The sequence below is a fragment of the Acinetobacter sp. YH12205 genome (assembly GCF_013418125.1).
In the GTDB taxonomy this organism is placed as follows: domain Bacteria; phylum Pseudomonadota; class Gammaproteobacteria; order Pseudomonadales; family Moraxellaceae; genus Acinetobacter; species Acinetobacter towneri.
In genome coordinates, this window is the sequence record NZ_VPCQ01000002.1 from 1 (window position 1) to 25,033 (window position 25,033).

At 39.3% G+C, this 25,033-nt stretch carries 23 protein-coding genes, 2 rRNA genes and 1 pseudogene; 15 read left to right on the forward strand and 11 right to left on the reverse strand.

Annotation, left to right across the window (positions count from 1 at the left end; translation table 11 throughout):
• Window positions 1-103 (forward strand): 23S ribosomal RNA (locus FTU92_RS02210); the annotation flags it as partial.
• 191 nt (window positions 104-294) lie between these two features.
• Window positions 295-409: ribosomal RNA gene (gene rrf, locus FTU92_RS02215) — 5S ribosomal RNA — on the forward strand.
• A 180-nt stretch (window positions 410-589) separates the two neighbouring features.
• Here the strand turns inward: rrf and FTU92_RS02220 are convergent.
• Window positions 590-1,141, reverse strand: coding sequence for a lytic transglycosylase domain-containing protein (locus tag FTU92_RS02220; protein ID WP_096902336.1), 552 nt, complete (start codon window positions 1,139-1,141; stop codon window positions 590-592).
• A 324-nt stretch (window positions 1,142-1,465) separates the two neighbouring features.
• Between FTU92_RS02220 and FTU92_RS02225 the strand changes: the two genes are divergently transcribed.
• From FTU92_RS02225 to FTU92_RS02255, 7 genes are all read left to right on the forward strand, one after another.
• Window positions 1,466-3,058, forward strand: a complete 1,593-nt coding sequence (locus FTU92_RS02225) for a Na/Pi cotransporter family protein (protein WP_167845994.1) — start codon at window positions 1,466-1,468, stop codon at window positions 3,056-3,058.
• Between the two features lie 117 nt (window positions 3,059-3,175).
• Window positions 3,176-3,643, forward strand: coding sequence for a Cys-tRNA(Pro) deacylase (gene ybaK / locus FTU92_RS02230; protein WP_004973860.1), 468 nt, complete (start codon window positions 3,176-3,178; stop codon window positions 3,641-3,643).
• Between the two features lie 239 nt (window positions 3,644-3,882).
• Window positions 3,883-4,056 carry a hypothetical protein gene (locus tag FTU92_RS02235; protein ID WP_004973856.1) on the forward strand — a complete coding sequence of 58 codons (174 nt, stop codon included), beginning with the start codon at window positions 3,883-3,885 and terminating at the stop codon, window positions 4,054-4,056.
• A gap of 248 nt (window positions 4,057-4,304) precedes the next feature.
• Window positions 4,305-4,721, forward strand: coding sequence for a YeeE/YedE family protein (locus FTU92_RS02240; RefSeq protein ID WP_167845995.1), 417 nt, complete (start codon window positions 4,305-4,307; stop codon window positions 4,719-4,721).
• Window positions 4,722-5,138 (forward strand): DUF6691 family protein, encoded by a 417-nt coding sequence (locus FTU92_RS02245; RefSeq protein WP_180095477.1) that lies wholly within the window; start codon window positions 4,722-4,724, stop codon window positions 5,136-5,138.
• A gap of 1 nt (window position 5,139) precedes the next feature.
• Complete coding sequence (locus FTU92_RS02250) at window positions 5,140-6,006, forward strand: MBL fold metallo-hydrolase (RefSeq protein WP_004973849.1); 867 nt, start codon at window positions 5,140-5,142, stop codon at window positions 6,004-6,006.
• 163 nt (window positions 6,007-6,169) lie between these two features.
• A complete protein-coding gene (locus FTU92_RS02255; RefSeq protein ID WP_180095480.1) occupies window positions 6,170-6,931 on the forward strand; it encodes an alpha/beta fold hydrolase in 762 nt (253 codons plus the stop codon).
• Between the two features lie 205 nt (window positions 6,932-7,136).
• On the opposite strand, the gene accC is transcribed toward FTU92_RS02255, so the two are convergent.
• The 5 genes from accC to FTU92_RS02280 form a co-directional block, all read right to left on the reverse strand.
• Entirely contained in the window at window positions 7,137-8,504 is a 1,368-nt protein-coding gene (gene accC / locus FTU92_RS02260) for an acetyl-CoA carboxylase biotin carboxylase subunit (RefSeq protein ID WP_004973841.1), read from the reverse strand.
• Between the two features lie 17 nt (window positions 8,505-8,521).
• Complete coding sequence (accB, locus tag FTU92_RS02265; protein ID WP_004973838.1) at window positions 8,522-8,944, reverse strand: acetyl-CoA carboxylase biotin carboxyl carrier protein; 423 nt, start codon at window positions 8,942-8,944, stop codon at window positions 8,522-8,524.
• 16 nt (window positions 8,945-8,960) lie between these two features.
• Window positions 8,961-9,416: a type II 3-dehydroquinate dehydratase gene (gene aroQ, locus FTU92_RS02270; RefSeq protein ID WP_096902340.1), complete on the reverse strand. Its 456-nt coding sequence runs from the start codon at window positions 9,414-9,416 to the stop codon at window positions 8,961-8,963.
• 967 nt (window positions 9,417-10,383) lie between these two features.
• Window positions 10,384-11,790, reverse strand: coding sequence for an ATP-binding protein (locus tag FTU92_RS02275; protein WP_180095482.1), 1,407 nt, complete (start codon window positions 11,788-11,790; stop codon window positions 10,384-10,386).
• Window positions 11,787-12,455 (reverse strand): response regulator transcription factor, encoded by a 669-nt coding sequence (locus FTU92_RS02280; protein ID WP_096902342.1) that lies wholly within the window; start codon window positions 12,453-12,455, stop codon window positions 11,787-11,789. Before FTU92_RS02280 ends, FTU92_RS02275 begins: the two co-directional genes overlap by 4 nt.
• Window positions 12,456-12,625: 170 nt before the next feature.
• Between FTU92_RS02280 and dsbD the strand changes: the two genes are divergently transcribed.
• From dsbD to dsbG, 3 genes and pseudogenes are all read left to right on the forward strand, one after another.
• The gene (gene dsbD, locus FTU92_RS02285; RefSeq protein WP_180095484.1) at window positions 12,626-14,689 is read left to right on the forward strand and encodes a protein-disulfide reductase DsbD; all 2,064 of its coding nucleotides are present in this window, start codon (window positions 12,626-12,628) and stop codon (window positions 14,687-14,689) included.
• Window positions 14,686-15,516: pseudogene (locus FTU92_RS02290) on the forward strand (redoxin domain-containing protein). Before dsbD ends, FTU92_RS02290 begins: the two are co-directional and overlap by 4 nt.
• Window positions 15,517-15,576: 60 nt before the next feature.
• On the forward strand, window positions 15,577-16,335 hold the full coding sequence (dsbG, locus tag FTU92_RS02295; RefSeq protein WP_004973828.1) for a thiol:disulfide interchange protein DsbG: 759 nt from the start codon (window positions 15,577-15,579) through the stop codon (window positions 16,333-16,335).
• Window positions 16,336-16,444: 109 nt separating this feature from the next.
• Here the strand turns inward: dsbG and FTU92_RS02300 are convergent, their stop codons facing one another.
• Together FTU92_RS02300 and FTU92_RS02305 are read right to left on the reverse strand one after the other, a co-directional pair.
• On the reverse strand, window positions 16,445-17,074 hold the full coding sequence (locus FTU92_RS02300; RefSeq protein ID WP_178319301.1) for a class I SAM-dependent methyltransferase: 630 nt from the start codon (window positions 17,072-17,074) through the stop codon (window positions 16,445-16,447).
• A 30-nt stretch (window positions 17,075-17,104) separates the two neighbouring features.
• On the reverse strand, window positions 17,105-17,452 hold the full coding sequence (locus FTU92_RS02305) for a carboxymuconolactone decarboxylase family protein (RefSeq protein WP_004973824.1): 348 nt from the start codon (window positions 17,450-17,452) through the stop codon (window positions 17,105-17,107).
• A 294-nt stretch (window positions 17,453-17,746) separates the two neighbouring features.
• On the opposite strand from FTU92_RS02305, the gene FTU92_RS02310 reads away from it, so the two are divergent.
• Window positions 17,747-19,954 carry an OsmC domain/YcaO domain-containing protein gene (locus FTU92_RS02310; RefSeq protein WP_154320753.1) on the forward strand — a complete coding sequence of 736 codons (2,208 nt, stop codon included), beginning with the start codon at window positions 17,747-17,749 and terminating at the stop codon, window positions 19,952-19,954.
• 180 nt (window positions 19,955-20,134) lie between these two features.
• Here the strand turns inward: FTU92_RS02310 and FTU92_RS02315 are convergent, their stop codons facing one another.
• From FTU92_RS02315 to FTU92_RS02325, 3 genes are all read right to left on the reverse strand, one after another.
• Window positions 20,135-20,449, reverse strand: a complete 315-nt coding sequence (locus FTU92_RS02315; protein WP_004973819.1) for a DNA-binding transcriptional regulator — start codon at window positions 20,447-20,449, stop codon at window positions 20,135-20,137.
• 415 nt (window positions 20,450-20,864) lie between these two features.
• The gene (locus FTU92_RS02320; protein WP_180095486.1) at window positions 20,865-22,160 is read right to left on the reverse strand and encodes a Y-family DNA polymerase; all 1,296 of its coding nucleotides are present in this window, start codon (window positions 22,158-22,160) and stop codon (window positions 20,865-20,867) included.
• Window positions 22,161-22,203: 43 nt separating this feature from the next.
• On the reverse strand, window positions 22,204-22,818 hold the full coding sequence (locus FTU92_RS02325; RefSeq protein WP_096902350.1) for a LexA family transcriptional regulator: 615 nt from the start codon (window positions 22,816-22,818) through the stop codon (window positions 22,204-22,206).
• A gap of 198 nt (window positions 22,819-23,016) precedes the next feature.
• On the opposite strand from FTU92_RS02325, the gene FTU92_RS02330 reads away from it, so the two are divergent.
• Complete coding sequence (locus FTU92_RS02330; RefSeq protein ID WP_004973810.1) at window positions 23,017-23,598, forward strand: hypothetical protein; 582 nt, start codon at window positions 23,017-23,019, stop codon at window positions 23,596-23,598.
• A gap of 92 nt (window positions 23,599-23,690) precedes the next feature.
• Window positions 23,691-24,878 carry a phosphotransferase enzyme family protein gene (locus tag FTU92_RS02335; protein WP_004973800.1) on the forward strand — a complete coding sequence of 396 codons (1,188 nt, stop codon included), beginning with the start codon at window positions 23,691-23,693 and terminating at the stop codon, window positions 24,876-24,878.
• The last annotated feature ends 155 nt before the right edge of the window (window positions 24,879-25,033 follow it).

A 25,033-nucleotide genomic window follows, 5' to 3' on the forward strand; every position in this document is an offset into this window, starting at 1 on the left:
CCTCCTAAAGAGCCGTTGAAGACTACGACGTTGATAGGTTGGATGTGGAAGCATAGCGATATGTGAAGCTGACCAATACTAATTGCTCGTGAGGCTTGACTATACAACACCCAAACAGTTGGGGTTGAATGCTCAATCGATTCAAATCCAATCAGTCAATTCAGACTGATCTTGATTTAGTTAACGCTAAACAATAAAATTCAGACCCAATACAGCCCAATCTGTTACAGATTCGGAAAACGCAGTGCATCACCATCGTGAATAAGACCAATGCAAGTCTCCGTAAACAGTTGTGCTGGCGACCATAGCAAGAGTGAACCACCTGATCCCTTCCCGAACTCAGAAGTGAAACCTCTTCGCGCTGATGGTAGTGTGGGGTTACCCATGTGAGAGTAAGTCATCGCCAGCTCATTATTCTAAACACCCTCAACTAGCTTTGGGGGTGTTTTTTTATGCAAAAAGAAAATAAAGTTAGAAAAATAAAATTATAAAAAGAAAGGAAACATAAAAGTGAAGGCAAAATAAAACCATCTGAGGATGGCTTTAATTCAACGGGTATTGGCTACTTTATTAAGCTAGTAAGTCAAAATTAAAGTGCATCTTTTAAGTTTTTTTGGTGCTGTTTGACTTGTTTCGCGTAGCGTTTACCTTGCTTTTTCATTTTTCGATTACTATTGTAGCCAGTAGGTCCCACATTGTAATAGGCCAAAGCTTTAGGCCATTTACCCGACTGATTTTTATAATGATTTAAAATAAATGTACCACAGTTGATATTGGTATGTTCATGGAATAAATCGCCAGGACAAGTCTGCTGCCAATAACGTGGAATAATTTGTGTGAACCCAACTGCACCTGAAGGTGAAACAGCATAGGCACGATAATTCGATTCTTGTCTAATAACTGCAGCGACAAGCAGAGGATCAACATTATGTTGTTCTGCACTTTGTACAATGATTGGTGCTACACGATTTGCTGTATCAGGATGCACAGCATAAGCCTTTTGGATCCCTGTAGAAAGTTTAGCTGAGCGTTTTGCAAGAGAACCACCTCCTAGTGGAGAGCAAGCTGCTAGCGTTAAAACAGTACAACCAATACTGAATATTTTTATAGATGGATATTTTCTAAAAGTATTAAAAATCATATTAAAACTATATCTGTCATTTTGGCGTATGTGAGTATATATACTGATTTTGAGGTGAGCGATTGACCTAGTCAAGCCATTCACAGATTTGAATTGTATCGTGTCAGCATAATACAGAGGTTTCGTTTTGTTTTATCGAATGATTGGATAAACCAATGGAGTCCGATCTATCCTTAGGTTTAATAATATGTCAAATTGATGACAAGTTTTTTATTTAATATAAACTATTGGAATAGAACAAATAAACTGCAATTTTAAGATAAAAGTACGTACAATATCGGCTTTTTAGCACTTTGAAAATTGCTTATTGCACAGGGAGTAAGTGTGTTAGAAGTCTTTGTACAATTATGTGGTGGTATTGGTCTATTTTTGATTGGTATGACCATGATGACAGACAGCTTAAAAAATATGGCAGGGGAAACTTTGCGTATTTGGTTGTCTAAATTTACAGGCTCACCCATTAAAGCTGTGCTTTCAGGCATCGGTTTAACCTTAATTGTACAATCTTCTACAGCAACGACTTTAGCCACAATTGGTTTTGTCAGTGCGGGTATTCTTACTTTTGCTCAGGCAATTGGTGTCATTATTGGCGCGAATATTGGCACAACCAGTACGGGTTGGATGGTGGCATTTTTAGGTGTTAAATTTTCCATCACCAGTTTTGCATTACCTTTGCTGGGTTTGGGTGCAATGCTCAAATTATTTAGTCAGGGGCGAGTTGCATTATTTGGAATGACATTGGCAGGTTTTAGTCTGATTTTCCTTGGCATTGATATGTTGCAAGTTGCCATGTCAGGTTTTGCTGAACGTGTCGATTTATCAGTATTTTCAAGTAGATCTTTGATTGCGCAACTCAGTTTGGTTTTGGTCGGTATTATCATGACCATTCTGTTGCAATCTTCAAGTGCTGCAATTACCGCGACCTTAGCAGCATTGGCCAGTGGTGCGATTGATTTGCAACAGGCTTTAGGTTTGGTGATTGGACAGAATATTGGTACGGTGGCGACAGCCATTATTGCTGTAATTGGTTCAACTGCAAATGCCAAACGTACTGCAGCGGTTCATGTGATTTTTAACATCATTTCAGCCATTTTTGCTTTTATTATTTTAAAACCGTTATTTCTTGAGCTAACACAAAATCAACGTCTTATGGCAACATGGGACAATGTGGTGATTGTTGCTGCATTTCATACAGCATTCAGTATTTCTGGTACTTTGATTATTTTGCCTTTTATCCGTCAGTTCGAAAAACTGATTATGAAAATTATCCCAGATCAAACTCAATCGGTTTTATGTTATCTCGATCAAGCGAGTTTATCTGTGCCCGCCTTGGCTATTCATGCTGCATCAAAGGTGATTTACCATAGTTTGTATGACGTTTTGGTGATGCTAAAACTGGCTATCCAAGAGGGAAGATTACCTTCAAAAGTACGTTTATTACAGCTAGATGAAGTACTCATTCAAGTCCAACGCTATTTGGAAGAAATGTCGATTTCAGAAAATGAAGCCGATCAACAGCGTTTAATGGCGATGCTTCGTTTGATGGTGTATTTACGTGTTTTACGAAGTGATTTGGAAAATATTACTTTAGCAAAAGAAATACGCACCCAACCTGCAATTTATCAAGTTGGCTTAGATTTTGTACAAATTCTTGATGAACATCTAAAAGAAATGGATGATTTTGATGTGCATAAACATGTACTAAGTCTAAATACCGAATTATCTAATTTGAAAAAATGGACAGAAGATCAACGTGCCGAAAACCGTGAAAAAGTGCTGCAATATATTGCCGTGAATCAGCTCAATGCTGCGACAGGTTTAGAGTTGTTGGCGGCACAACGTTGGTTGGATCGCGTGATTGCGCATGCACAGCGCTTAGCTAACGTGTTGGTTGAAAATTCACGTAAACCAAGTTAATGATTTTAGGCTATTTTTTCGATAGTTACTTTTATATTTAAAAATGGCCTAAGCGAATTCACTTTTAATCTCAATCAAGCGTATAATTTGAGCATCGTTTTTTACAGTATTTTTTCAATGACTCCAGCAGCTAAACTTTTAAAAGCCAAGAAAATTCAATTTTCTATGCATGAATATGAACATGATCATAATGCTAAAAGTTTTGGTTTAGAAGCTGCGGAGAAGTTAGGCTTAGATGTCACAGAAGTATTTAAAACTTTATTGGTCAGTGATGATAAGCATTATTTTGTGGCGATTTTACCTGTCCATTACCAATTAAATCTTAAAAAAGTTGCGGCTGCTTTTCAGTGTAAAAAAGTACACATGGCTGATCCTAAAGATGCTGAGCGTTTGACAGGTTATTTGGTTGGGGGCATTAGTCCAATTGGGCAGAAGAAACAACTGAAAACAGTGATTGATGCATCCGCTCAACAGCTTGCAACTATGTATGTGAGTGGAGGGAAGCGGGGATTAGATATTGGTTTAACACCAAGCGATTTGGCAAAAGTTTTAAATGCTAATTTTGTAGATATTGTAGATGCATGATATGTTGAATTTTATATTGTTTTGAGTCCAAAGCACACAGATGCTTGTTCTTGTATGAATGTAGCAACTATTCCTATTCGTTTCATCTCAGTGATTCTTGTTCCAAGCGACCATTTAATAACAAAAAAAGTTATCTTTAAGCAATAAATAGGGTAATTAAAAACTCGTATTGATGATTTTTTAACAAACTAAATTTTATGTTATATTAGTGAAAGTTAAGAAATTCTGAGAGGTGCAGTATGGGTAAGCGTCTTAAAGACTACACAATCGAAGATCGAAAAGCTCGTCCAATGTGTCCAGCTAAACCTATTGACTTTGGTGATGATGAGACTACCAATCGCATTATGTTAGATGCTGCTAAACGTGTAATTCGTCGGCATAAAAAAGAACTTATTGCGCTTGCTCACAAATGAGTCTAATGCCCTCAACTTTTGTCGTTGCTGTCTATTTTGATATATCTTTATTACGTTATGAGGCAGTCATTTAGAATGACTAAATTTTCTGCCTTATGACTTAATATCAGCCAAAAACTTGCGAAATCTCTCTCACATCGCAAACATAAACGAATAGTCAGATGAAGTTTACAAAACTTACAAGAGAATAGTTGAATAATAATTACAATAATATATTATAAAAACATATATTGTTTTGGGTGTTCAAAATGCATGATTATCTGCTGGCATTAATCGGTGGTGGATTACTTGGTCTTGCAGTCGTGGGCTATTTATATGTTCATGGTCGTATTGCAGGCATTAGTGGTTTACTGGCTCAAGTGTTAAATCCGCAAACGCTGTTCAAAACGCCTGCATTGTGGTTTGTGTTAGGTATTTTCATTGTGCCTTTTTTCTATGGCATCGTGGCTCAACCTAAAGTTGAATTGAATGCAAGCCCTTTGATGATGATTGTGGCGGGATTATTGGTTGGTTTTGGTACTCGTTTGGGTTCGGGTTGTACCAGTGGTCATGGTATTTGTGGCATGAGTCGTTTATCTAAGCGTTCCATTGCAGCAACAGGTACCTTTATGTTAGCTGGCTTTATTACCGTTTATGTTATCCGCCATATCACAGGAGCATTCTAAATGAAAAATTTCTTAGCCTTTGTTTTTGGTGGTATTTTTTCAGTTGGATTGATTCTTTCTGGTATGTCGAATCCTGAAAAAGTTTTAAACTTCCTCGATCTTTTCGGTACATGGGATGCAAGTCTGGCATTTGTTATGATGGGGGCAATTGCAGTTGCCTTTATTCCATTCCAAAGAATTATGCGTCAAGCTGAACCAAAAACCATTTTAAATGAACCAATTGATTTGCCTAAACAAACTCAAATTGACTCTAAACTGATCACAGGTAGTTTTATCTTTGGTATCGGTTGGGGCGTTGCAGGAATTTGTCCAGCGCCAAGTCTAACCTTGATTGGTTTAGGTTATTATCAAGCAATCTATTTCATTGTTGCAATGTTGGTGGGGATTCTCATTCATCGTAAGGTTGCAGGAGCATAAGATGCACGCAGATATTCAGCATTTTTTTGATGAAAATACTAATACATTCAGTTATGTGGTAAGTGATCCTGTAACGCGTCAATGTGCCATTATTGACAGCGTGTTGGATTATGACCCTGCATCTGCGACTACTTCAACAATTCATGCCGATGAAATCATTGCTTACATCCAAAAAAATGAATTAACGGTTGAATGGATTTTAGAAACGCATGTGCATGCCGATCACCTGACAGCTTCTCAATATTTAAAAGAGCAGTTGGGTGGTAAAATTGCCATGAGCCATAAAATTTCGATTGTGCAAGAAACATTTAGTGCTATCTATAACTTGGATATCAAGTATTTCAATTCACATCAATCATTTGATTATCTGTTTGACGATCATGAAACTTTTACGATTGGTGAATTACAAGCCTATAACATCCCTACACCGGGGCATACGCCTGCTTGTTTAAGCTATGTGATCGGTGATGCTGTATTTGTAGGTGATACTTTGTTTATGCCTGATTATGGTACGGCACGTTGTGATTTCCCGAAAGGCAGTGCAGGGCAGTTGTACGATTCTGTGCAAACGCTATACGCATTGCCTGAAGAAACACGAGTGTTCTTATGCCATGATTATCTACCAGAATCACGTGAACAATATGAACATGAAACACTGCTCAAAACTCAAAAAGAGCAGAATATTCATATTCATACAGGGGTAAGCAAAGCTGAATTTATTGAGATGAGAACTCAGCGTGATGCTACTTTAACGATGCCTAAATTGATTCTGCCATCAATTCAAATCAATATGGACGCAGGTAAGTTCCCACAACCTGAGGCCAATGGTATTCGTTATTTGAAGTTGCCTTTGAATTACTTTAAATAAAATTTTAAGAAAAGTTCATCTTGTATGTTATTGCTTAGGCTCACACAAATAGCCTAAGCAATATTATAAGTTTCACCGTAAAAAGCACATATAAAATTTGATTTATAAACTCAAAACTCATTAAATAGATCAATCATTTGAATTCAAGTTTAGAGTCTATTTTATGTTGTTAAATTATCAAATCACGCAAAATCAGCCTGAATCTACATTGCCACCTTTGGTTTTTATTCATGGTTTATTTGGTAGTTTGAGTAATTTAGGCATGCTCGCACGTGCATTTCAAGAACAGCGCACCGTAATTCAATTAGATGTGCGCAATCATGGTAAGTCTGCGCATTGTGATGACATGAATTATGCAGCAATGGCACAAGATGTTTTAGAAACGTTGAACAGCTTGAATATCGAACAGTTTTCTGTGGTTGGGCATTCAATGGGCGGTAAAGTTGCAATGACTTTAGCTCCTCTGGCTGCTGGGCGTTTACAGCAATTGGTTTTATTGGATATTTGTCCTTTTGCTTATCCTGAAAATCGTCACGATCAAATTTTTACAGCCTTGTTTGCTGTGCAAGATGCACAAGTTGAAAGTCGCCAAGCGGCAATGGAAATTATGCGTGAGCATCTTCAAGAAGAAATGGTTGTGCAATTTTTGATGAAGTCATTTAGCAAAGGGCAATGGTTATTTAACTTAAATGCATTACGTGAACATTATGCAGAAATTTTGTCATGGCAGACGGTGCAGAGTAATGTAGATACTTTGTTTATTCGTGGTGGTAATTCGCCTTACATTGAAGCGCCTGAGCATTATGCCGCTATTCAAGCACAGTTTCCTCACGCAAAAGTTGAAACAGTTGCTCATGCAGGGCATTGGTTGCATGCTGAAAAAACCGCAGAAGTATTGGCATTAATGACTGAGTTTTTAGATTAATCTTGTCTAGTATTTTGCATCATTCGATGATCTAAAATGATCTCAGTTTTTAAGTCAATTTTAAACCAATACTTCATTTGGAGTATTGGTTTTTTATTCATACTGATCTGCATAGATTAACGGTTTAGCTTTTATTCTCAACAATAAAAAAGAGCTGACGTTGAATCATCAGCTCTTTATTTTAAACTTAAGCAACCTTAATTACTTATGCTTTTTCTTCTTCATTGCCAGCAAGTTGCTTTAGCAAATGCTTTTCAAGATAGTGAATATCCATTGCTTGTTTGCAGAAGTTTTTATCTTGCAGAATCAAGTCTTTGTGCAAAGGAATGTTGGTTTTAATTCCTGTTAAGATAGTTTCATCCAAGGCTTGACGCATACGCGCAATACTGGTTTCACGATCTTTACCATGCACAATCAGTTTAGCAATCATTGAGTCGTAATACGGCGGAATGCTATAACCTTCGTAGATGTGTGAATCTACACGAACACCTGCACCACCTGGGGCATAGAAGTGTTCAATTTTACCCGGTGAAGGTACGAAGGTGGTTGGGTCTTCTGCGTTAATACGACATTCGATTGCGTGACCACGAATTTCAACCTGATCTTGCTCAATGTCTAAACCTAGACCTGCAGCAATACGCAATTGTTGTTCAATGATGTCAATGCCTGTCACCATTTCAGTTACAGGATGCTCAACCTGAACACGTGTATTCATTTCAATGAAGAAGTATTCATCATCTTCAAATAAGAATTCGAAAGTACCTGCACCACGGTATTGCATTAACTTACATGCATTAACACACGCTTCTAAAATATCGGCACGTGCTTGTTCTGGTAAGTTAGGTGCTGGCGCTTCTTCAAGTACTTTTTGGTGACGGCGTTGTAAAGAACAGTCGCGGTCATAAAGGTGAATTGCGTGACCATTACCATCAGCCAATACTTGTACTTCTACGTGGCGTGGTTTTTGTAAGAAACGTTCCATATAGACCGTATCATCACCAAACCACATTTCTGCATCACGTTGAGCCGCTTGAACTGATTCAAGCAGGGTGTCTACGCGCTCTACAATACGCATACCACGACCACCACCACCAGCAGCCGCTTTTACAATGAGCGGGAAACCAATTTCTTTGGCTTCAGCTAAAGCATTGTGTGGTGTAACGGCGTGTGCTGAACCCGGTACAGTTGGTACGCCAGCTTTACGCATTGCAGTAATTGCAGAAACTTTGTTACCCATTAAGCGAATATGCTCAGGGCGTGGACCAATGAAAATGAAACCTGAACTTTCTACAATTTCAGCAAATTCGGCATTTTCAGCAAGGAAACCATAACCAGGGTGAATGGCATCTGCACCTGTAATTTCTGCTGCAGTAATAATTGCAGGAATATTCAGGTAACTTTCACTGCTCGCACCCGGACCAATACACACGGCTTCATCACAAAAGCGTAAGTGCATCAGGTCTTTATCGGCATCTGAATAGATACCCACGGTTTTGATCCCTAAAGTTTTGCAAGCTCGGGTGATGCGCAGGGCAATCTCACCACGGTTTGCAATTAAAACTTTTTGCAACATTGTGAATCCCCGAGGTCTTAAGCGCGGTAGCGGAAGAGTGGTTGACCAAATTGAATCACTTCGCCATTTTTAACTAGAATTTCTTCAATCACGCCACTTTGAGTTGCTTCAATTGGGTTCATGATTTTCATTGCTTCGATAATGCCAAGCGTTTCACCAGCAGAAACAGTTTGACCCACTTTAATAAATGGTGCTTCACCTGGGCTTGGTGCTGCATAGAACACGCCAACCATTGGAGAAGTTTCAACAGCACCACGTGGTGAAGATTTAGGTGCAGATGGTACTTCTGCAGAAGGTGCAGGCATTGCAGGAACTGCTGCCGCTACTACTGGACTGCGACGAGTTAATGCAATCGACTGATCGCCTTCTTTAACTTCAATCGCTTGTAAGTCAGATTCAATCATCAAGTCGATGAGTTTCTTGATTTTACGAATATCCATGGACAGTATTCCTAGTTTAAGATTGTGTAGTAGGTTGAATTTTTTCAAGAACAAAGTCGAGTGCTGCGGCATAGCCTTTTGCGCCTAAACCGCAAATCACACCAATGGCTTTGTCTGATAAATATGAATGATGTCTAAACGCCTCACGTGCATGCACATTCGACAAATGGACTTCAAGAAATGGAATAGCGACCCCTAACAAGGCATCACGTACCGCAACAGAGGTATGCGTTAATGCAGCAGGGTTAATAATGATATATTGTGTGCCATCTAACGCGGCTTGATGAATTCGGTCTACAATTGCGCCTTCCCAATTACTTTGGAAAGTATCTATAGAAATTGATGCTTTTTGCGCTTGTGAAATGAGCTGTTGATTTATATCCTCAAGAGTGAGGTAACCATAAACTTCGGGTTCACGCTTTCCTAGCAAATTTAGATTCGGTCCATGAATAACCAAAATGGTCGAACTCATTCCGCTTGCTCCAATAAATAATTGCAATAATACTTTGCAAGATGTCTGCAAAGTTTGCTAATTATGGCATAAAATTCCACATTTTTTTTGTAATTTGTTTAATTTGACGTAGAAAGCGTGTGCCAAAATGAGGCTCTATAATGAAAACTTTGCAGGGAATTCGCAATGTTAAAAAATTACATTTTTAGTTTTTTTTGCTGATTTTTATATTCTAAAACAACTGACCAAATCTATTCATTTGTTTTCTGTAACGACTGATCAAGCGAGTGACTTGAACTGGTTTGATTCGGAATGTCAAAGCCAGAAAACAACCAACATCAATATCGCATTTCTTTATAGCATGATATTTCGTTGCTGTTTATAAAAAATGGCGATTCCATTTTTTCAGTTCATTCAAAGTAGATGACCACACAAACTGCAGTGGATCATCTAATACGTTTTGTGATCATCGTTCAAGTGGTTATGGATTCGATAGAAAGATCATTTCGATAATAAGATATTTTAAAAATTCAACTTTATTTAAATAAAACATGAGCTTAAATGGAATGCTTTGATTGATATATTTATCTATATTTTAGTCTGGAATAGATGCTCCTACGCTGCGTATTATATTTTGAGTGGGGTGCTGTTGGTTTTATGTACACTTTAATTAAGTTGTAGATTGATCACAAGACCAAGCACATGCACGATCTGCACGGATATCTACCTCATTTAAAAATATGACGTGGTATCGAACAAAAAAACGGTGATGAAAGTTTCAGCAATTTTTTTCTAGCCAATGTTCTTCTACTCAATAGCCCGCAGCATCTACATCATAGATAAAATTTTAGAACGCATTGACCTTTTATTTCAAAAATCACCTTAAAAATGGCGTTATCGTAAAGTAGAGCAATATGTTCGGTATTGGCAAAAGTTAAGTGATCTTGTTCTGAATCTTGCTTTATTTGCTGTTAAAGCTCAGAAAAGCTTAATCCGTCTGTTGTTTCTCTGTTGCAGAAGGTGCTGCATCAAAACTGACAATCACTTTTAAACCTTGCGGTTGGTTAGCCTGAAATTGAAGTAGGTAGCCATATTGCTCTAATAATACTTTGACTAGAGTTAGACCTAAGCCATAGCCTTGTTTATGCGCAGATTTACGCCAAAAACGCTGAGTCAGAATGGTAAAATCATCTTCATTCAGGCTTTTGCCTTGGTCTGCAATGATCAATTGCAGGTCTTGCATATAAATTTGAATGTTTGGCGCATCCTCTGCATGCAAATAAGCATTTTGAATCAAGTTTTTCAGTACCATGTGCAACGCAGGCGCTAGAATATTAATGTGTTGTGCTACCAAACTCGCCCAATCAATCTGTAATTTCGCTGATAAATTGGGATATTCCACAGTCAGTTCCGACAAGACTGTTTCTAATACGCTACGCATATCTGCATGGCTATGTGCCGCTTGAATACCTGCTTCAGTTTGACTGAGCAATAACAGTTGTTCCAAAAGTTGTTGATAACGTTGGATGCTGCGTTCTGCGTGTTTTAAATTGTCGATGACTTTGGCTGTATCTTGGGCAGATGCGGTTTGATTCAACATCAATTGGCTCAGTTGCACATGCGTTTTAATAGCCGTTAACGGCGTGCGCAGTTCATGCGCAGCAAATGCACTAAAGTTTTTTTCGTGTTCCAGACTTTTATGTAGGCGTTCAATCAGCATCAATAAGTTATCGACAAAAGGCTGAATTTCTTTAGGAATTTTTTGTGATCTCAGTTCAATTAAATAACGAGAAGCTTCATCTAAAGATTGTTTTTTCTGAATTAAGTGGCGGGTGATGTGATCGAGCGGTAAAAACTCCAGACGGATAATCCACAAAATTAGCAAAATACAAATAATCAAAGTAAGCAGTAAAGGAATCAGTACCGACTGTAAAATTTGTTTAAGTAGGTTTTGCCGTAACTGAATTTTTTCAGCCACCACCACCTGAACTTCACCTTCACGCAGTACATAACTACGCCATTGCAGTCCATTTTCTGTCCATGTGCTGAAACCGACTTGTTGGTTTTTTAAATTTTTCGGTGCGCCTTGAGTGCGTGCAATCACATGCTGTGGTAATGAAACATCGGCACGGAAAATAGAGACTTCACAAGCAATTAAACTATGTAGCAAGGCATTTTCTGATTCGGCATGCAAACTTTCTGTGAGTTGTTCTAGGGGCAGTTGCTGAATCAGGCGGGCGACCATACGGGCTGAGGTAGAAAGTCGTTCATCCAGCGTATTTTGTAAGCGTTGTTCCAAGTCATGGTAGAGCCATGCAAAGACAATCACCCACAGCAAAATAAATGCACAGCTGATGGTCGATACCAAACGCCATTTCAGACTGTAGTTTTTCATGTCAGCAGCTCAGGTTTAAAGATGTAGCCGACACCACGCACCGTTTGAATAAAATCGGGGTGGATTTTATGCCGTAAATGGTAGATATGCACATTTAAGGCATTGCTTTCGATACTGTCTTGAAAGCCATACACTTTATCTATCAGTTCTTCATTTTTTAAGATTTGGTTCGGATGCCGTAAAAAGGTTTCCAATAGGCTATATTCACGGCGTGAAAGCTGAATGTTTTGTGAATGCCAACTGACTTCTTGTGTATCGAGGTTCATGTGTAACTGACCACTTTGCAGTTGGTTCGATGAATAACCACGATGACGGCGGCTTAATGCATATACACGGGCAATCAGTTCATTTAATTCAAAAGGTTTAGTTAGGTAGTCATCTGCTCCTAAGTTGAGCGCCTGTACGCAGTCTTGAGTATGATTCCGCGCGGTTAATACCAATACTGGAATATGAATGGCATCTTTACGCCAGTTTTCGAGTAACTGTAAACCATCTTGGTCAGGCAGACCTAAATCGAGCAGGCACAGATCTACCGCACTATGACGTATGAAGTAATCGGCATTGCGCGCGTTATTCACGTGTTCGACTGAAATACTTAAAAATTCGAGTGCTGCCACAATACTTTGGGCAATATAAGGATCATCTTCCACCAAAACGACGAACATATTTGCTCCTATACCACAGTCAGCCCAATATATGACACATCTCGATCACGCCACAAATTTAGATTAGGCACCTACAATGCTCAAGTTTACAAAGAAAAATCTTTATTAATGTTCTCTTAATCTACACTTACCGATAATACAGTCAGTTTTTTAATTTTTAGTATAAATACATGATTTTTATTCGCGTCATTGCTTATTTTGTGTTGAGTCTGTGTGCGGTGTGGGTCAATGCTGCCAATGAATTTTTAGCGTCCGATCAAGCTTTTAAGTTTCAGGCGACGTCATTGTCTGAACAAACGGTTGAACTGAAATGGGATGTCGCACCGCATTACTATTTATATCACGATCAATTCAAAGTCAGTCAGGCTCAAAAGCCGCTTGCTTTTAAATTGCCTGCAGGGCAGGAAAAAGATGATCCGACTTTCGGGCTGACACGTGTGCATTATGGGCAAGTGACAACACAGATTCAGGTGAAGCCTAATCAGCAATATCAAATTACTTGGCAAGGCTGCGCTGAAGATGGTTTGTGTTATCCCGTACAGCGTAAAATGATTCAAACCGATGCCGATGGTTTATTGCCACAGCATAATTTAAGTGCGGGCAAAGGTAATTTACTTCAGCAACTCAATCAGAATAATCAGGCTGCTTTAAACACTAACTTAAATGATGCAGATAAGCATCAAGCCAATGGTTCTAGTACACAAAAACAAGTTACGACAACTGCAAATACTGTAACGACAAAAGAACTCAAACTTGAACAGCAAACGCTAGAAAACAAAGCACAGCTTGCTGAAAATGCGATTGCTGTAACACAAACTGATCTTAAACTTACCCCTGAACCACTAGAAAATGCTGATTTAGCAAAGTCCTTAGAGATTGAAAATACAGATACGGCGTTGGCAGACAATGCATTTGCTGTATCCGCCAATTCAAGCAATGCGGAAACAGCTAGTAGTACAAGTCTGAATCAGCAATGGAACAATGATCAATTTTTCCTGAATTTATTGTCTGGGCAAGGGTTGTTACTGAATGCGTTTATCTTTTTAGGTTTTGGGGTATTACTGGCTTTTTTACCGTGTTCATTGCCGCTGATTCCAATTCTTTCTGGCATTTTGGTGCAGCGCAATACAGGCTATAAAGCGGCAGCAATTGCGATCACCTTTATCGTCAGTATGGCGCTAGTCTATGGCTTGATGGGCGTTGTTGCGTCACACATTGGTTATAGCGTACAGCGTTGGTTCCAAAATCCCGTAGTGATTGCAGTTTTTGCTATGTTGTTTGTGCTCTTTGCTTTAAACCTGTTTGGACTGTATCAGTTGTCATTACCACAAGCAGTGTTACAGCGTTTAGATCGTATTCAGCAATATCAAAAAGGCGGTACTTTATTGGGTGCGGGCGTTATGGGGGTGATTTCTGCACTGATTGTCGGGCCATGTATGAGTGCGCCTTTAGCGGGAGCATTGCTGTACGTCTCACATTCGGATCAAGCAGCATTGGGTGGTTTATATTTGTTCCTGCTCGGTTTAGGTATGGGAATTCCTTTACTTATTGCCAGCGTGTTTGGCGCGAAATATTTGCCAAAGCCAGGTTTGTGGATGGAACGGCTAAAATTTAGCTTTGGTTTTATCATGTTGGCAATGGCTTTGTATTTTGCTCGTCCGCTATTTTCTGTGACTTGGTACTATGTTGCTTTTGCTGTGGTGTTATTTGCCTTCGCTGCATATTTAATTGCAATTTTGCGCCACGTGTTACATCGTCCACAGCGTTTTTCGTTATTGGCTTTGGTGGCAGTAATCGCCAGTAGTGGAATTTGGCATGTCAATCAGAGTATTGCCAGTGTCAATGCGCAGGTACAAGCAGACCAATTACAGCCATGGATCAAAGTACGCACAGAACAAGAGTTGAATGCAGCTTTGGCCGCACATGCTCATCAAAAGATTGTGATTGATGTCTATGCCGATTGGTGTGTGGCGTGTCAGCCGATTGAGCGTGATGTGATTCCTCGTACCGATGTGCAAGATGCTTTAAAGCATGTGGTGCGGATTAAACTCGACTTAACCGAACAGCATCCTTCACAAGATGCCTTATTGAAAAAATGGCAGATTTTAGGGCCGCCAACGTTGTTATTTTTGGCAGATCCACAACGGGAACAACGTGAATTGCGTCTAACAGGTGCTTATAACGCAGCGCAATTGATTCAAAATATTCATCAACTGCAAGAGGCTGCGCCATGATTCAATCCGCAGTCTTGCAGTTAGGCATGTTGATGATTCCATGGCCATTGGTGTTTTTATTGCTAGGACTGATTGTCGTCTTTGCAATGGGTAAATTTTTTCAGCGTCGTTATACATGGAATGCACAGACTTGGACAGGTTATCAGGATGCATTATGGAATGCGCTGTGGATTGGTGCTTTAGTTGGGCGGGCAGTTTTTGTGTTGCAGCATTATGAGCTGTACTTTGCCAACCCGATTGATATTTTAAAAATTCAGGACAAAGGCTTTCATCTGATTGCCGCAGTTATGGCAGGTGTGGCGTGGTTTGTCTGGAAAAATCGCGCTATTCAACGTGTTGTTCTGGCATAGGCAGTTGCGCTCTTTATTACAGTACAAGTTGTAGGTTGGAGTCTTATCCAACCTTTGCAGACGCAGCATGCCTATCCCAATCTAGTATTGCACAACCTAGCGCAACAACCTCAAGATTTAGCTCAATTTTCAGGTCAGCCCACCGTGATTAATCTCTGGGCGACTTGGTGTCCAGTTTGTCACCGTGAAATGCCTGTTATGCAACAAGCACAGCAAGATTTCCCTGAGGTCAATTTTGTATTTGCCAATCAAGGCGAATTTGCAGCAGAGATTCAAGCCTATTTACAGAAACATCGATTTCAGTTTGAACACGTGTTATTAGACCCTGCAGCTCGTTTAGGACAACACTTCAATATGTTCGGTTTGCCAAGTACTTTGTTTTTTAATGCACAAGGAGAATTGGTCGATCATCACATGGGTGAATTGACCAAGCCGATGCTGCAGCATTATCTGAAAAAAATACAAGCGAATCCATAAACGCGCTCTTAACGATTTGAAAGAAAACCCGCCGTGAAGCCAAAATTAAGGACAATCAATATGACATCAAACATCAAAAATAACATGCTGAAACTGGCGATAGGTATGAGTCTTGCCAGTAGTGTGAGTATGCTGCAAGCACAGGACAACCTCAAACAGCACATTGAAAAAGAAGGTTTTAAGTTTGTGCAACAAATTCAAGCACCTGCACAAATGACAGGTTGGGCAGGGCATATTGAACAAAGTCCTGCGACAGTGTTTATTTCCAATGATCAGAAATACTATATTGTAGGCACTTTGTTTGATGCACAAGGCAATAATTTAACCGTCGATGCTTTAGACCGTTATGTGAAAAAGTCGGTACTTGAAGATGTGTGGCAAAGTCTGGAACACGCTACTTGGATTCAGGATGGGCAAACCAGTGCTGAAAAAATTGTCTACGTGTTTTCAGACCCGAATTGTCCGTATTGCCATACCTTTTGGAAGCAGGCACGTCCGTGGGTAGAATCTGGCAAAGTTCAGTTAAGACATATTATTGTGGCGGTGATCCGACCTGAAAGCAAAGGGCAGGCCGCGACTTTATTAATGGCGAAAAACCCACAGCAGACCTTTAATGCGTTCCATCGTCAATACGGACAAAAAAAGCTGATCGAGCAAAAAACTGTGCCTGTACATGTAGAAAAAACCTTAGAACAGAATCAGGCACTGATGGATAAATACGAGTTCTTTGCCACACCTGTTGTGCTTTGGAAAAATAAACAGGGCGAATTACAGTCGGTACAAGGAATGCCAAAATCTATGAAAGATGTGTTTGAGTGATTTTAAAAATTTCCGAGCAAATATCTAACTGAATATTCAAATCTAAAGCGCAAAAAAGCTTGCTCTAATTGCATTGGAGCAAGCTTTTTGATGTAAAAGATTCAGTCTTTTATTTCTGAATACGAATCGCAAATTGAATGACGTGGGATTTGCCCTGATGCAGTTTGCCTTCTGAGCGTTCTACATCGCCCACAAAGAAATGAATCAGATGATCGTGTTTAAAATGGCTTAAAAACTCGATAGGATCGTACAGCATTTCTACTGCACGTGGGCCGCCCGTTTTATATTCTAGCTGACGAGTAGAATACAGCTCACCAACAAATAAACCGCCGTTGACCAAAGTTTCGCGCACGCCATTTAACACTTTTTGCTGTGTTTCAGGGTTAAAGTGACCAAATACGCAAATCACGTTGTCATATTGATTCGCTGGCCAATTCACCTGACTTAAATCTTGCTTTCGTGTATTTAGACTTAAACCACGTTGCTGTGCATAGCCTTGGGCCTTATCTAAAGCAACTTGCGAGTAGTCCCACAAATCTGCTTCAAATGCTTGTCCATTGGCTTGTGCCAAAGCGGCCAAATATAACAAGTTACGACCTTCACCTTCGGCCAAGCCCAAAGTTTTGCCGTGAATAGACAGTTTTTGCGTAATGTCCTGAATGAACGCATTGGCTTGTTCACCATAAATATGGTCATGTTGGCTGTAGCGTTCATCCCATTCATTATGGATATTTAACATAGTTTCGACTCGGTAAATAATTTGATGCTGTTATTCGGCTGTAGATGGAGAAAACTCTTTAAATGCTGCCACGGCGTTTGCGGCATACATGAGTGATGGGCCACCGCCCATATAAACAGCAATACCTAAAATTTCATTCAATTCTTCAAAAGTCATGCCCATTTTGACCAAAGTTCTGACGTGAAAACCGATACAACCATCACAGCGTTGTGCCACACCAATTGCAAGCGCAATAAACTCTTTGGTTTTGGCATCAATTACGCCGTCTTTCATCGCAACTTGTGATAGGGCATTAAAGCTTTTAAGTAAATCGGGAGATTGTTCTTTAATGGATTTGATATTAGACGAAATTTCAGCAGTGAGTTCGGTATATTTCATGTTGTTTCACCATCAAGCAGATTAGAACCTAAAGACAATATATCATACATTTAAATATATTATGTTTGTATATATTAATTAGCAGCTTTGCTTAAATTCAGTAAATCTGTATTTATAGCATTATCAATTCACCCAAATCACTTTATAATGTTGCCGCATATTCTGGAGTCGCTGTTAAATAGTTGCGATGACTTCAAACCTCATTTTTTAAGTCTTATTCTCCCTCTTGATTCGGCTTATAAATCAATATTTTATAATTTTGTGTCTGAGTAGGCACATACAATAGGTGCCTGCATGGAAATTAAAGTCAATTATTTAGACAACTTGCGTCTTGAAGCTAAATTTGACGATTTTACCGTCATTGCCGATCAGCCCATCCGTTATAAAGGCGATGGTTCTGCGCCAGGCCCATTTGATTATTTCCTTGCGTCATCTGCATTGTGTGCTGCGTATTTCGTGAAGGTTTATTGCCAATCACGTGATATTCCAACCGATAATATCCGCTTATCTCAAAACAATATTGTCGATCCTGAAAACCGTTATAAACAGATTTTTAAAATTCAGGTGGAATTGCCTGCAGATATTTCTGAAAAAGACCGTCAGGGGATTTTACGTTCTATTGACCGTTGTACCGTAAAGAAAGTCGTGCAAACAGGCCCTGAGTTTGTGATTGAGCAAGTCGAAAGCATTGATGCCGATGCACAAGCTTTGCTGATGCCGAACTTGACTTCATCTCAAGCGACTTTTATTGCTGGTAAAGATTTACCGCTTGAAGAAACTATTGCCAATATGTCGGGTATTTTGGCAGGTTTGGGCATGAAAATTGAGATTGCCTCATGGCGTAATATCGTGCCAAATGTCTGGTCATTACATATTCGTGATGCGCAATCGCCAATGTGTTTTACCAATGGTAAAGGCGCAACCAAAGAAAGTGCATTAGCATCTGCTTTGGGTGAATTCATTGAACGTTTGAACTGTAACTTCTTCTATAACGATCAGTTCTGGGGTGAAGAGATTGCCAATGCCGAATTTGTGCATTATCCAAATGAAAAATGGTTTAAGCCTGGCCCAAATGGTGAATTGCCTAAAGAAATTTTAGATGAATATTGCTTAGAAATTTATGATCCTGAAGATGAGTTGCTGGGCACACATTTATATGACACCAACTCAGGCAATACTGAACGTGGTATTTGTTCATTGCCATTTGTGCGTCAATCCGATGGTGAAACGGTATATTTCCCATCAAATTTAATTGAAAACTTATATTTAAGTAACGGGATGAGTGCAGGTAACACGCTTGCAGAAGCTCAAGTGCAGTGTTTATCTGAAATTTTTGAACGTGCAGTGAAGCGTGAAATTATTCAGGAAGAAATGAGCCTGCCTGATGTACCGCAAGAAGTTTTGGCAAAATATCCAAGTATTGTGGCAGGTATTCAGGCTTTAGAAGAACAAGGTTTCCCAGTATTGGTGAAAGATGCGTCTTTAGGCGGTCAATTCCCTGTCATGTGTGTGACCTTAATGAACCCGCGTACAGGCGGTGTTTTTGCTTCGTTTGGTGCACATCCAAACTTTAAAGTCGCTTTAGAGCGCAGCTTAACTGAACTATTGCAAGGGCGTAGTTTTGAAGGTTTAAATGATTTACCACAGCCGACCTTTAGCACGAATGCGGTAACTGAGCCGAATAACTATGTTGAACACTTTATTGATTCTAGTGGTGTAGTGTCTTGGCGTTTCTTTAGCGCGCAGGCAGACCATGAATTTGTAGAGTGGGATTTCACCAACAATGGTCAATATAGCAATGTCGAAGAAGCTGAGGCTTTATTTGCGATTTTAGAAGAAATGGGCAAAGAATCCTATATGGCGATTTATGAACATTTAGGTGCAACTGCTTGCCGAATTTTAGTCCCTGATTATTCAGAAGTGTATTTGGTAGAAGACCTGATTTGGGATAATACCAATAAAGCTTTGCTGTACCGTGAAGACGTTTTAAATCTGCACCGTTTGGATGATGAGCAACTTGAAGCTTTAGTTGAGCGTTTGGAAGAATGTGAGCTAGATGACTATACCGAAATCAAAACCTTAATTGGCATTGAATTTGATGACAATACCGTTTGGGGGCAGCTCACCATCCTCGAATTAAAATTGTTGATTTATTTGGCATTAGAACAGTTTGAAGAAGCTAAAGATTTAGTCGAAGCATTCTTACAATACAACACCAATACCGTAGAACGTGGCTTGTTCTATCAATGTATGAATGTCGTGCTTGAAGTTATTTTAGATGATGAAATGGATATTGCCGATTATGCTGTCAATTTCCGCCGTATGTTTGGCAATGAACGTATGGATGCAGTCATGGGTTCTGTTGAAGGCACAGTACGTTTCTATGGTCTAACCGAAACCAATATGCAGCTTGAAGGTTTAGATCGTCATTTACGTTTAATCGACAGCTACAAAAAACTGCATAAAGCACGTGCCAAGTTTGTTGGGCTGAATAAAGACTAATCTTGCAGAAGTAGAACGCTGTTCTGATTTGAATCACCGTCCAAGAAAAAGACTCGGCTTTAAAAGTCCGAGTCAGGTATTATGGCAACAACATGGTGTTGCATTTCAAATGCTATCTAAGATTTGCTGTTGCTATAGGAAAGGCAAAATAATAACCCTCGTTGTTGAGGGCTATTTCATTTAAGCGAGATGGTCACGAACAAATTGAGGATCTAAAATAAACAATTTAATCAGTGATTGAGCTGCTCCTGAAGGTCTTCTAACACCTTGCTCCCAAGATTCCAATGTACGTTTAGAGATACCTAAAATTTTAGCAAATTGATCTTGAGTGAGTTCAGACTTTCTTCGTGCTAAAGCAACATCTGTTTCATTGATCACAGTTTTTCTTGCTGCGTTATTAGCAAGCATTTGTTTAACGCCTTCTAATAATTCAACATTTAAGTCTCGTTTTGCTTCTCGAGCTTCCAATTCTTTGTCACTTAATAAACGACTCATTTCAGTAACTCCGCTAATTGTCTAAGTGTCTTTTTCTCAAGTTGGGTAATTGTGTCTTTACTATATAAGGTCAATAACCAAATTTCGCCATTTGCTAAACGGTTGTAATAAATTACACGAACACCACCTTGTTTACCTTTACTCTTTCCACCCCATCGAATTTTACGAACGCCGCCAGTACCAGGTTCTACATCTCCTGCTGTAGGGTTCTCGGCAATGAAAATTTTAAAGTCATTGTATTGTTCTTCAGTCCAATAGTAGGGATATTCATTGGTAAAAAAGTAGTCTCACAGATGGTATACATCAAACACCTTTATACTACTTTGTAGTGTTTAATTGTATACTACTTTGTAGTACTTTTAAGCATTAAATTAGGTCTCATATTGTGAGCTTTTTTAGCCCAATCAAATAACTGCTAATCACCAAGCGCCAATAAACCTTCCCAGCTAAAATAATTCGGGCTTAAATGGCTGCGCTGCATCGCCCAAGTTCGATCTTGCAATTTACATGCTCCAATGGCGAGTTTTTGCACACCAAATTTATTTTTCACGGTATCCAACACTTGCTGTAATTGTTCCTGTTTTTCAATGGCGTCAGTATCTGTAAGCAGGTCGTGAATATAGCTTTGTTTGGGTTCAAGTCCCGTTAAAATCACACCACATTTTTTAAAGGCAATCCCTTCCTGAAATAGCGTTGTCACATGCTTCATCATGGCTTTGTTCATGAGCAAAGCAGAATCTGTTGGCTCATTGAAAGCAATAGTGACCGATTGATTGTAAAAAACTTGGCGCGGATCAAAACGGTTAGATTGCGCAAAAATGATCATACAACCACATAAACTTTTTTCAGCTCTGAGCCTTTGCACAGCAGATTGTAAATAATCGCTCAAAGCTTCTGAAAGCGCATGAATATCTGTTACACGCTGCCCAAAAGAACGTGAGCTGATGATTTGCTGCTTACTTACGGTATTGTGCTCCAGTTCAATACATGCTGTACCTGTGAGTTCAAGAATGGTTTTTTTCATCAAAATAGAAAATTGGCGCTCCATTTGGTCTGGATTGCTTGTTGCTAGATCAAATACAGAACGGATACCCAATGATTGTAATTTTTTAGCGTTTTTGCGTCCCACACCCCAGACTTCAGCGGCATCAATGTGTTGAAACAAGGCTTCTTTGCTGCATAAATCCATATCCAGTAAATTACATACGCTGTTGAAATAGCGGTTTCGCTTAGCAAGATGATTGGCTAGTTTGGCTTCAGTTTTACTTTGACCAATACCAACACAAACAGGAAGAGCCAGCCATTTCCACAAGGTTGTTTTAATTTCCTGTGCAAGTGCGTTTAAATCGCGCTGAGAATATGAACTCAACTCAATAAAAGTTTCATCAATCGAATAAATTTCAACATCTTTGGCACTGAAAAATTCTTGAATAATATTATTAAAACGTCTGGACATTTCTGCATAGAGCGCATAATTACTTGAAAAGACCGCAACATCATGTTGTTGAATTAATTCTTGAACTTGGTAAAAGGGCACAGCCATTTTAATGCCAAGTCGTTTGGCTTCTTCGGAACGTGACACCACGCAGCCATCGTTATTGGAAAGCACCACCACAGGACGATGATTCAGGTGTGGTTGAAACAACCGCTCACAGCTCACATAACAATTATTAATGTCAATGAGCGCAAAAACTTGCTCTAAAGCTTTCATGACTATTTTACTTATTCGGCTTTTTTATGCATTATTGTGGTGTTTAAACCATCAGGTTTTTCAAATTCCACGTGACCACAGCAAACACTTCAAAAGTTTGCCCATCTTTCAGGTAAATGCTGTCGTAGTCGGGGCTTTCTGCCTTGAGCCAAGCTTCGGGCAAAGTGGCAGGGTCGTAGTCTTCACCAAAATGTTCAGCCAATTCACTTTTGGACATTTTGGCTGTAATCATCAAGCGTTTAATAGTCAGGTCTTTTTGGTCGATTAATGCAACCACAATGCTGCGGTGTTTGGCTTCTTTACTGCGATCTACCAGTACAATATCGCCGTATTCAAGCCCTGCATTCACCATAGAGGTAGTGCGTACCACATTTAAAAAGGTCGCATTTTCATTAGAAATAAGATATTCATTCAGATCAATATTTTTATCAATATAGTCTTGAGCAGGCGAAGGAAAACCTGCAGGAATGGATTCTATTGTTACGGGAAGATGCAGCGTTTTTCTTTTAGCAAGCGCTTGAAAATCATGCTGATTCAGCAATTCAATTTGTTCAAGCAGGGCATTCAGGCTAGGGCTGGGTTTACCATCGCTGCCCATGATTTTTTGTAATGACGCCCAAGCAGCGTCAGAGAAGTAAATAGGTAACTTCTTAGACATGAGATTACTCCTACGCAACGAGGCGTGTTTGAAGTGAAATTTGATGTGTTGATAGCATAGCTGAAAACATGATTAAGATTCAATCTACGTGGATAATTGATTGCTAGATATAGATCACACTCTACGATTGCATAGCTATACAAACACAAGCCTTTCCGTTAGGATTTTTCTATCGCAGCAGCATATTTAGAGATTGGCATGCATATTGTTGAAGACATTTATTTAACGAAAGAAGAAGTTGAATCTTTACTGTTGGGATTAATCAATTCACAACTTGAACCTGAGTTTTTAATGCAGGATTTCATTAAACATCAGGTCTGGTCTTTGGCTGAATATTTTAAGCAAAATACTGAACATGAAATTGATTTTGCGCAAATCAGTTGCCCGATTAAAGTCAAAGCGGAATATCAAAATCATCGTTTAAAACGTCATTTTCTGGTTGAGTTTCATCTGACCACCACACCTTTTTTTAATTATGAGCCAGAAGAAAATAGCGTGGCTTACTCCTACATGATGAAAGATTTTTATCTGACCGATATTATTTTTTATGATGCCTATACGGGTGAAAATTTGCAGGCTTGGATGCAAAAAAGATTCGTGATTTTGCAGGGTGAACGTGAAATAGAAGTGAATTCATTGTCATGGTATGCAGATTACAATTTGCCGCAAGTTACACAAAATATGGTGTCTTTTGTGAGTGAAGCTGCTTATGACACAGGTTTAGATCAGATTGTAGATGAAGTGAATTTGCGTTTACGACAAGCCAAGACCGTTAATTAAATAGCTATCATCTATCTAAAAAATGATTATTTGAAATGGATGGCAGGGAATATACGATTACACAATGCTGATCAGGTTAAGGAATATCGAAAATGACCACAATCACACATGATTTAGGTCATGGCATGGGGAATGACTGGGAATATAAAGATTGGGCACATCTGACTGTCTCAGAATTACACAACCTGCAACCGTATTACCCATGCTTGCAAGGGGGTATTCAAATTCTGTGGTGCAGTCCGCGCCCATTTTCATCAGCCGCAGTGATTGAAGTCACGCAGGATGCAGTCAGTACAGATAAAATAGGAAGTCGCTCGTATTTCATTAAACGCAGTCATCGTTCATTTCGTAATGCGCAAGATATTTTGCAAGAGCATGCTTTTTTGCGACATTTAGCCAGTAAAAACATTCCTGTTGCGACATTAATTGCCTCGAATTGCGGACTGACCGCTTTAGAAATGGGCGACTGGACTTATGAAGTCTACGAAAAAGCAGCAGGTTTTGACTTATATGTCGATCAGCAATCTTGGACGCCGTTTTTCTATACAGAACATGCTGCAAAAGTGGGAAGTTTGCTTGCCAAATTGCATGTCGCCATGCAGGATTTTCCTGAGTTACATGGCAGATCGGCGCGTTATTTGGTATCGAATCAGCAGCTTTTAGAAAGTGAAAATATTGTAACGGCTATTCAGCAACGTATTCAAAATAGCCCTGAATTGAGCCGTTATTTTGCCGATAAAAACTTAGACGCCGTTTTTTTAGAGCGTGTATCTCAGACGCATCATAAAATTAAGCATATATTGCAGCAGACCACTAAAATTTGGACGCATAATGATTTGCATGCTTCCAATCTGTTTTGGTCTGCGCAAAGTGCCGATGCCAATATTACAGCGGTAATTGATTTTGGTTTATCAGATCGAAATTCAGCGCTTTATGACCTTGCGGTCACGATTGAGCGTAACTTTATAGATTGGCTGGCTTTAGAACATACATCACAAATCAATATTGACGAAGCGGGTTTAAGCGCGTTTTTACAAGCGTATTTTGCAGAAATACATCCACAACAAGACTTTAGTATTTTGCCAGAGTTGCTAAAAATTGTGCATTTGGATTTCGCATTTTCAGAGCTTGAATATTTTGTCGGAATTACCCAAAACCTGAAACATGCCGATGCTGCTTATTATGATTGGATTGTTGGACATGTAAATTGGTTTTTTGCAGAGCAAGGACAGCAATTTACCCAGACTTTTACTCGATTAATTCAACGCGAATTGTCATAATCTGCACAGCTAAATGCCTCAAGCATCACCTCTTATTTTAATGCAAGGTTTCGTATGTACAATCGTAAATTCAAACAGAATGTATTAACTGCGTCTTTAAAAACCATCATTCTGTCACCGCTGTGTTGGGCACCTTTGGTTTATGCAGAAAATGG

Bases quoted from the DNA above. Each gene is read 5' to 3' on its own strand.
- FTU92_RS02220 (WP_096902336.1), bottom strand. From the start codon at position 1,141: ATGATTTTTAATACTTTTAGAAAATATCCATCTATAAAAATATTCAGT.
- ybaK (WP_004973860.1), top strand. From the start codon at position 3,176: ATGACTCCAGCAGCTAAACTTTTAAAAGCCAAGAAAATTCAATTTTCT.
- FTU92_RS02235 (WP_004973856.1), top strand. From the start codon at position 3,883: ATGGGTAAGCGTCTTAAAGACTACACAATCGAAGATCGAAAAGCTCGT.
- FTU92_RS02240 (WP_167845995.1), top strand. From the start codon at position 4,305: ATGCATGATTATCTGCTGGCATTAATCGGTGGTGGATTACTTGGTCTT.
- FTU92_RS02245 (WP_180095477.1), top strand. From the start codon at position 4,722: ATGAAAAATTTCTTAGCCTTTGTTTTTGGTGGTATTTTTTCAGTTGGA.
- FTU92_RS02250 (WP_004973849.1), top strand. From the start codon at position 5,140: ATGCACGCAGATATTCAGCATTTTTTTGATGAAAATACTAATACATTC.
- FTU92_RS02255 (WP_180095480.1), top strand. From the start codon at position 6,170: ATGTTGTTAAATTATCAAATCACGCAAAATCAGCCTGAATCTACATTG.
- accC (WP_004973841.1), bottom strand. From the start codon at position 8,504: ATGTTGCAAAAAGTTTTAATTGCAAACCGTGGTGAGATTGCCCTGCGC.
- accB (WP_004973838.1), bottom strand. From the start codon at position 8,944: ATGGATATTCGTAAAATCAAGAAACTCATCGACTTGATGATTGAATCT.
- aroQ (WP_096902340.1), bottom strand. From the start codon at position 9,416: ATGAGTTCGACCATTTTGGTTATTCATGGACCGAATCTAAATTTGCTA.
- FTU92_RS02275 (WP_180095482.1), bottom strand. From the start codon at position 11,790: ATGAAAAACTACAGTCTGAAATGGCGTTTGGTATCGACCATCAGCTGT.
- FTU92_RS02280 (WP_096902342.1), bottom strand. From the start codon at position 12,455: ATGTTCGTCGTTTTGGTGGAAGATGATCCTTATATTGCCCAAAGTATT.
- dsbD (WP_180095484.1), top strand. From the start codon at position 12,626: ATGATTTTTATTCGCGTCATTGCTTATTTTGTGTTGAGTCTGTGTGCG.
- dsbG (WP_004973828.1), top strand. From the start codon at position 15,577: ATGACATCAAACATCAAAAATAACATGCTGAAACTGGCGATAGGTATG.
- FTU92_RS02300 (WP_178319301.1), bottom strand. From the start codon at position 17,074: ATGTTAAATATCCATAATGAATGGGATGAACGCTACAGCCAACATGAC.
- FTU92_RS02305 (WP_004973824.1), bottom strand. From the start codon at position 17,452: ATGAAATATACCGAACTCACTGCTGAAATTTCGTCTAATATCAAATCC.
- FTU92_RS02310 (WP_154320753.1), top strand. From the start codon at position 17,747: ATGGAAATTAAAGTCAATTATTTAGACAACTTGCGTCTTGAAGCTAAA.
- FTU92_RS02315 (WP_004973819.1), bottom strand. From the start codon at position 20,449: ATGAGTCGTTTATTAAGTGACAAAGAATTGGAAGCTCGAGAAGCAAAA.
- FTU92_RS02320 (WP_180095486.1), bottom strand. From the start codon at position 22,160: ATGAAAGCTTTAGAGCAAGTTTTTGCGCTCATTGACATTAATAATTGT.
- FTU92_RS02325 (WP_096902350.1), bottom strand. From the start codon at position 22,818: ATGTCTAAGAAGTTACCTATTTACTTCTCTGACGCTGCTTGGGCGTCA.
- FTU92_RS02330 (WP_004973810.1), top strand. From the start codon at position 23,017: ATGCATATTGTTGAAGACATTTATTTAACGAAAGAAGAAGTTGAATCT.
- FTU92_RS02335 (WP_004973800.1), top strand. From the start codon at position 23,691: ATGACCACAATCACACATGATTTAGGTCATGGCATGGGGAATGACTGG.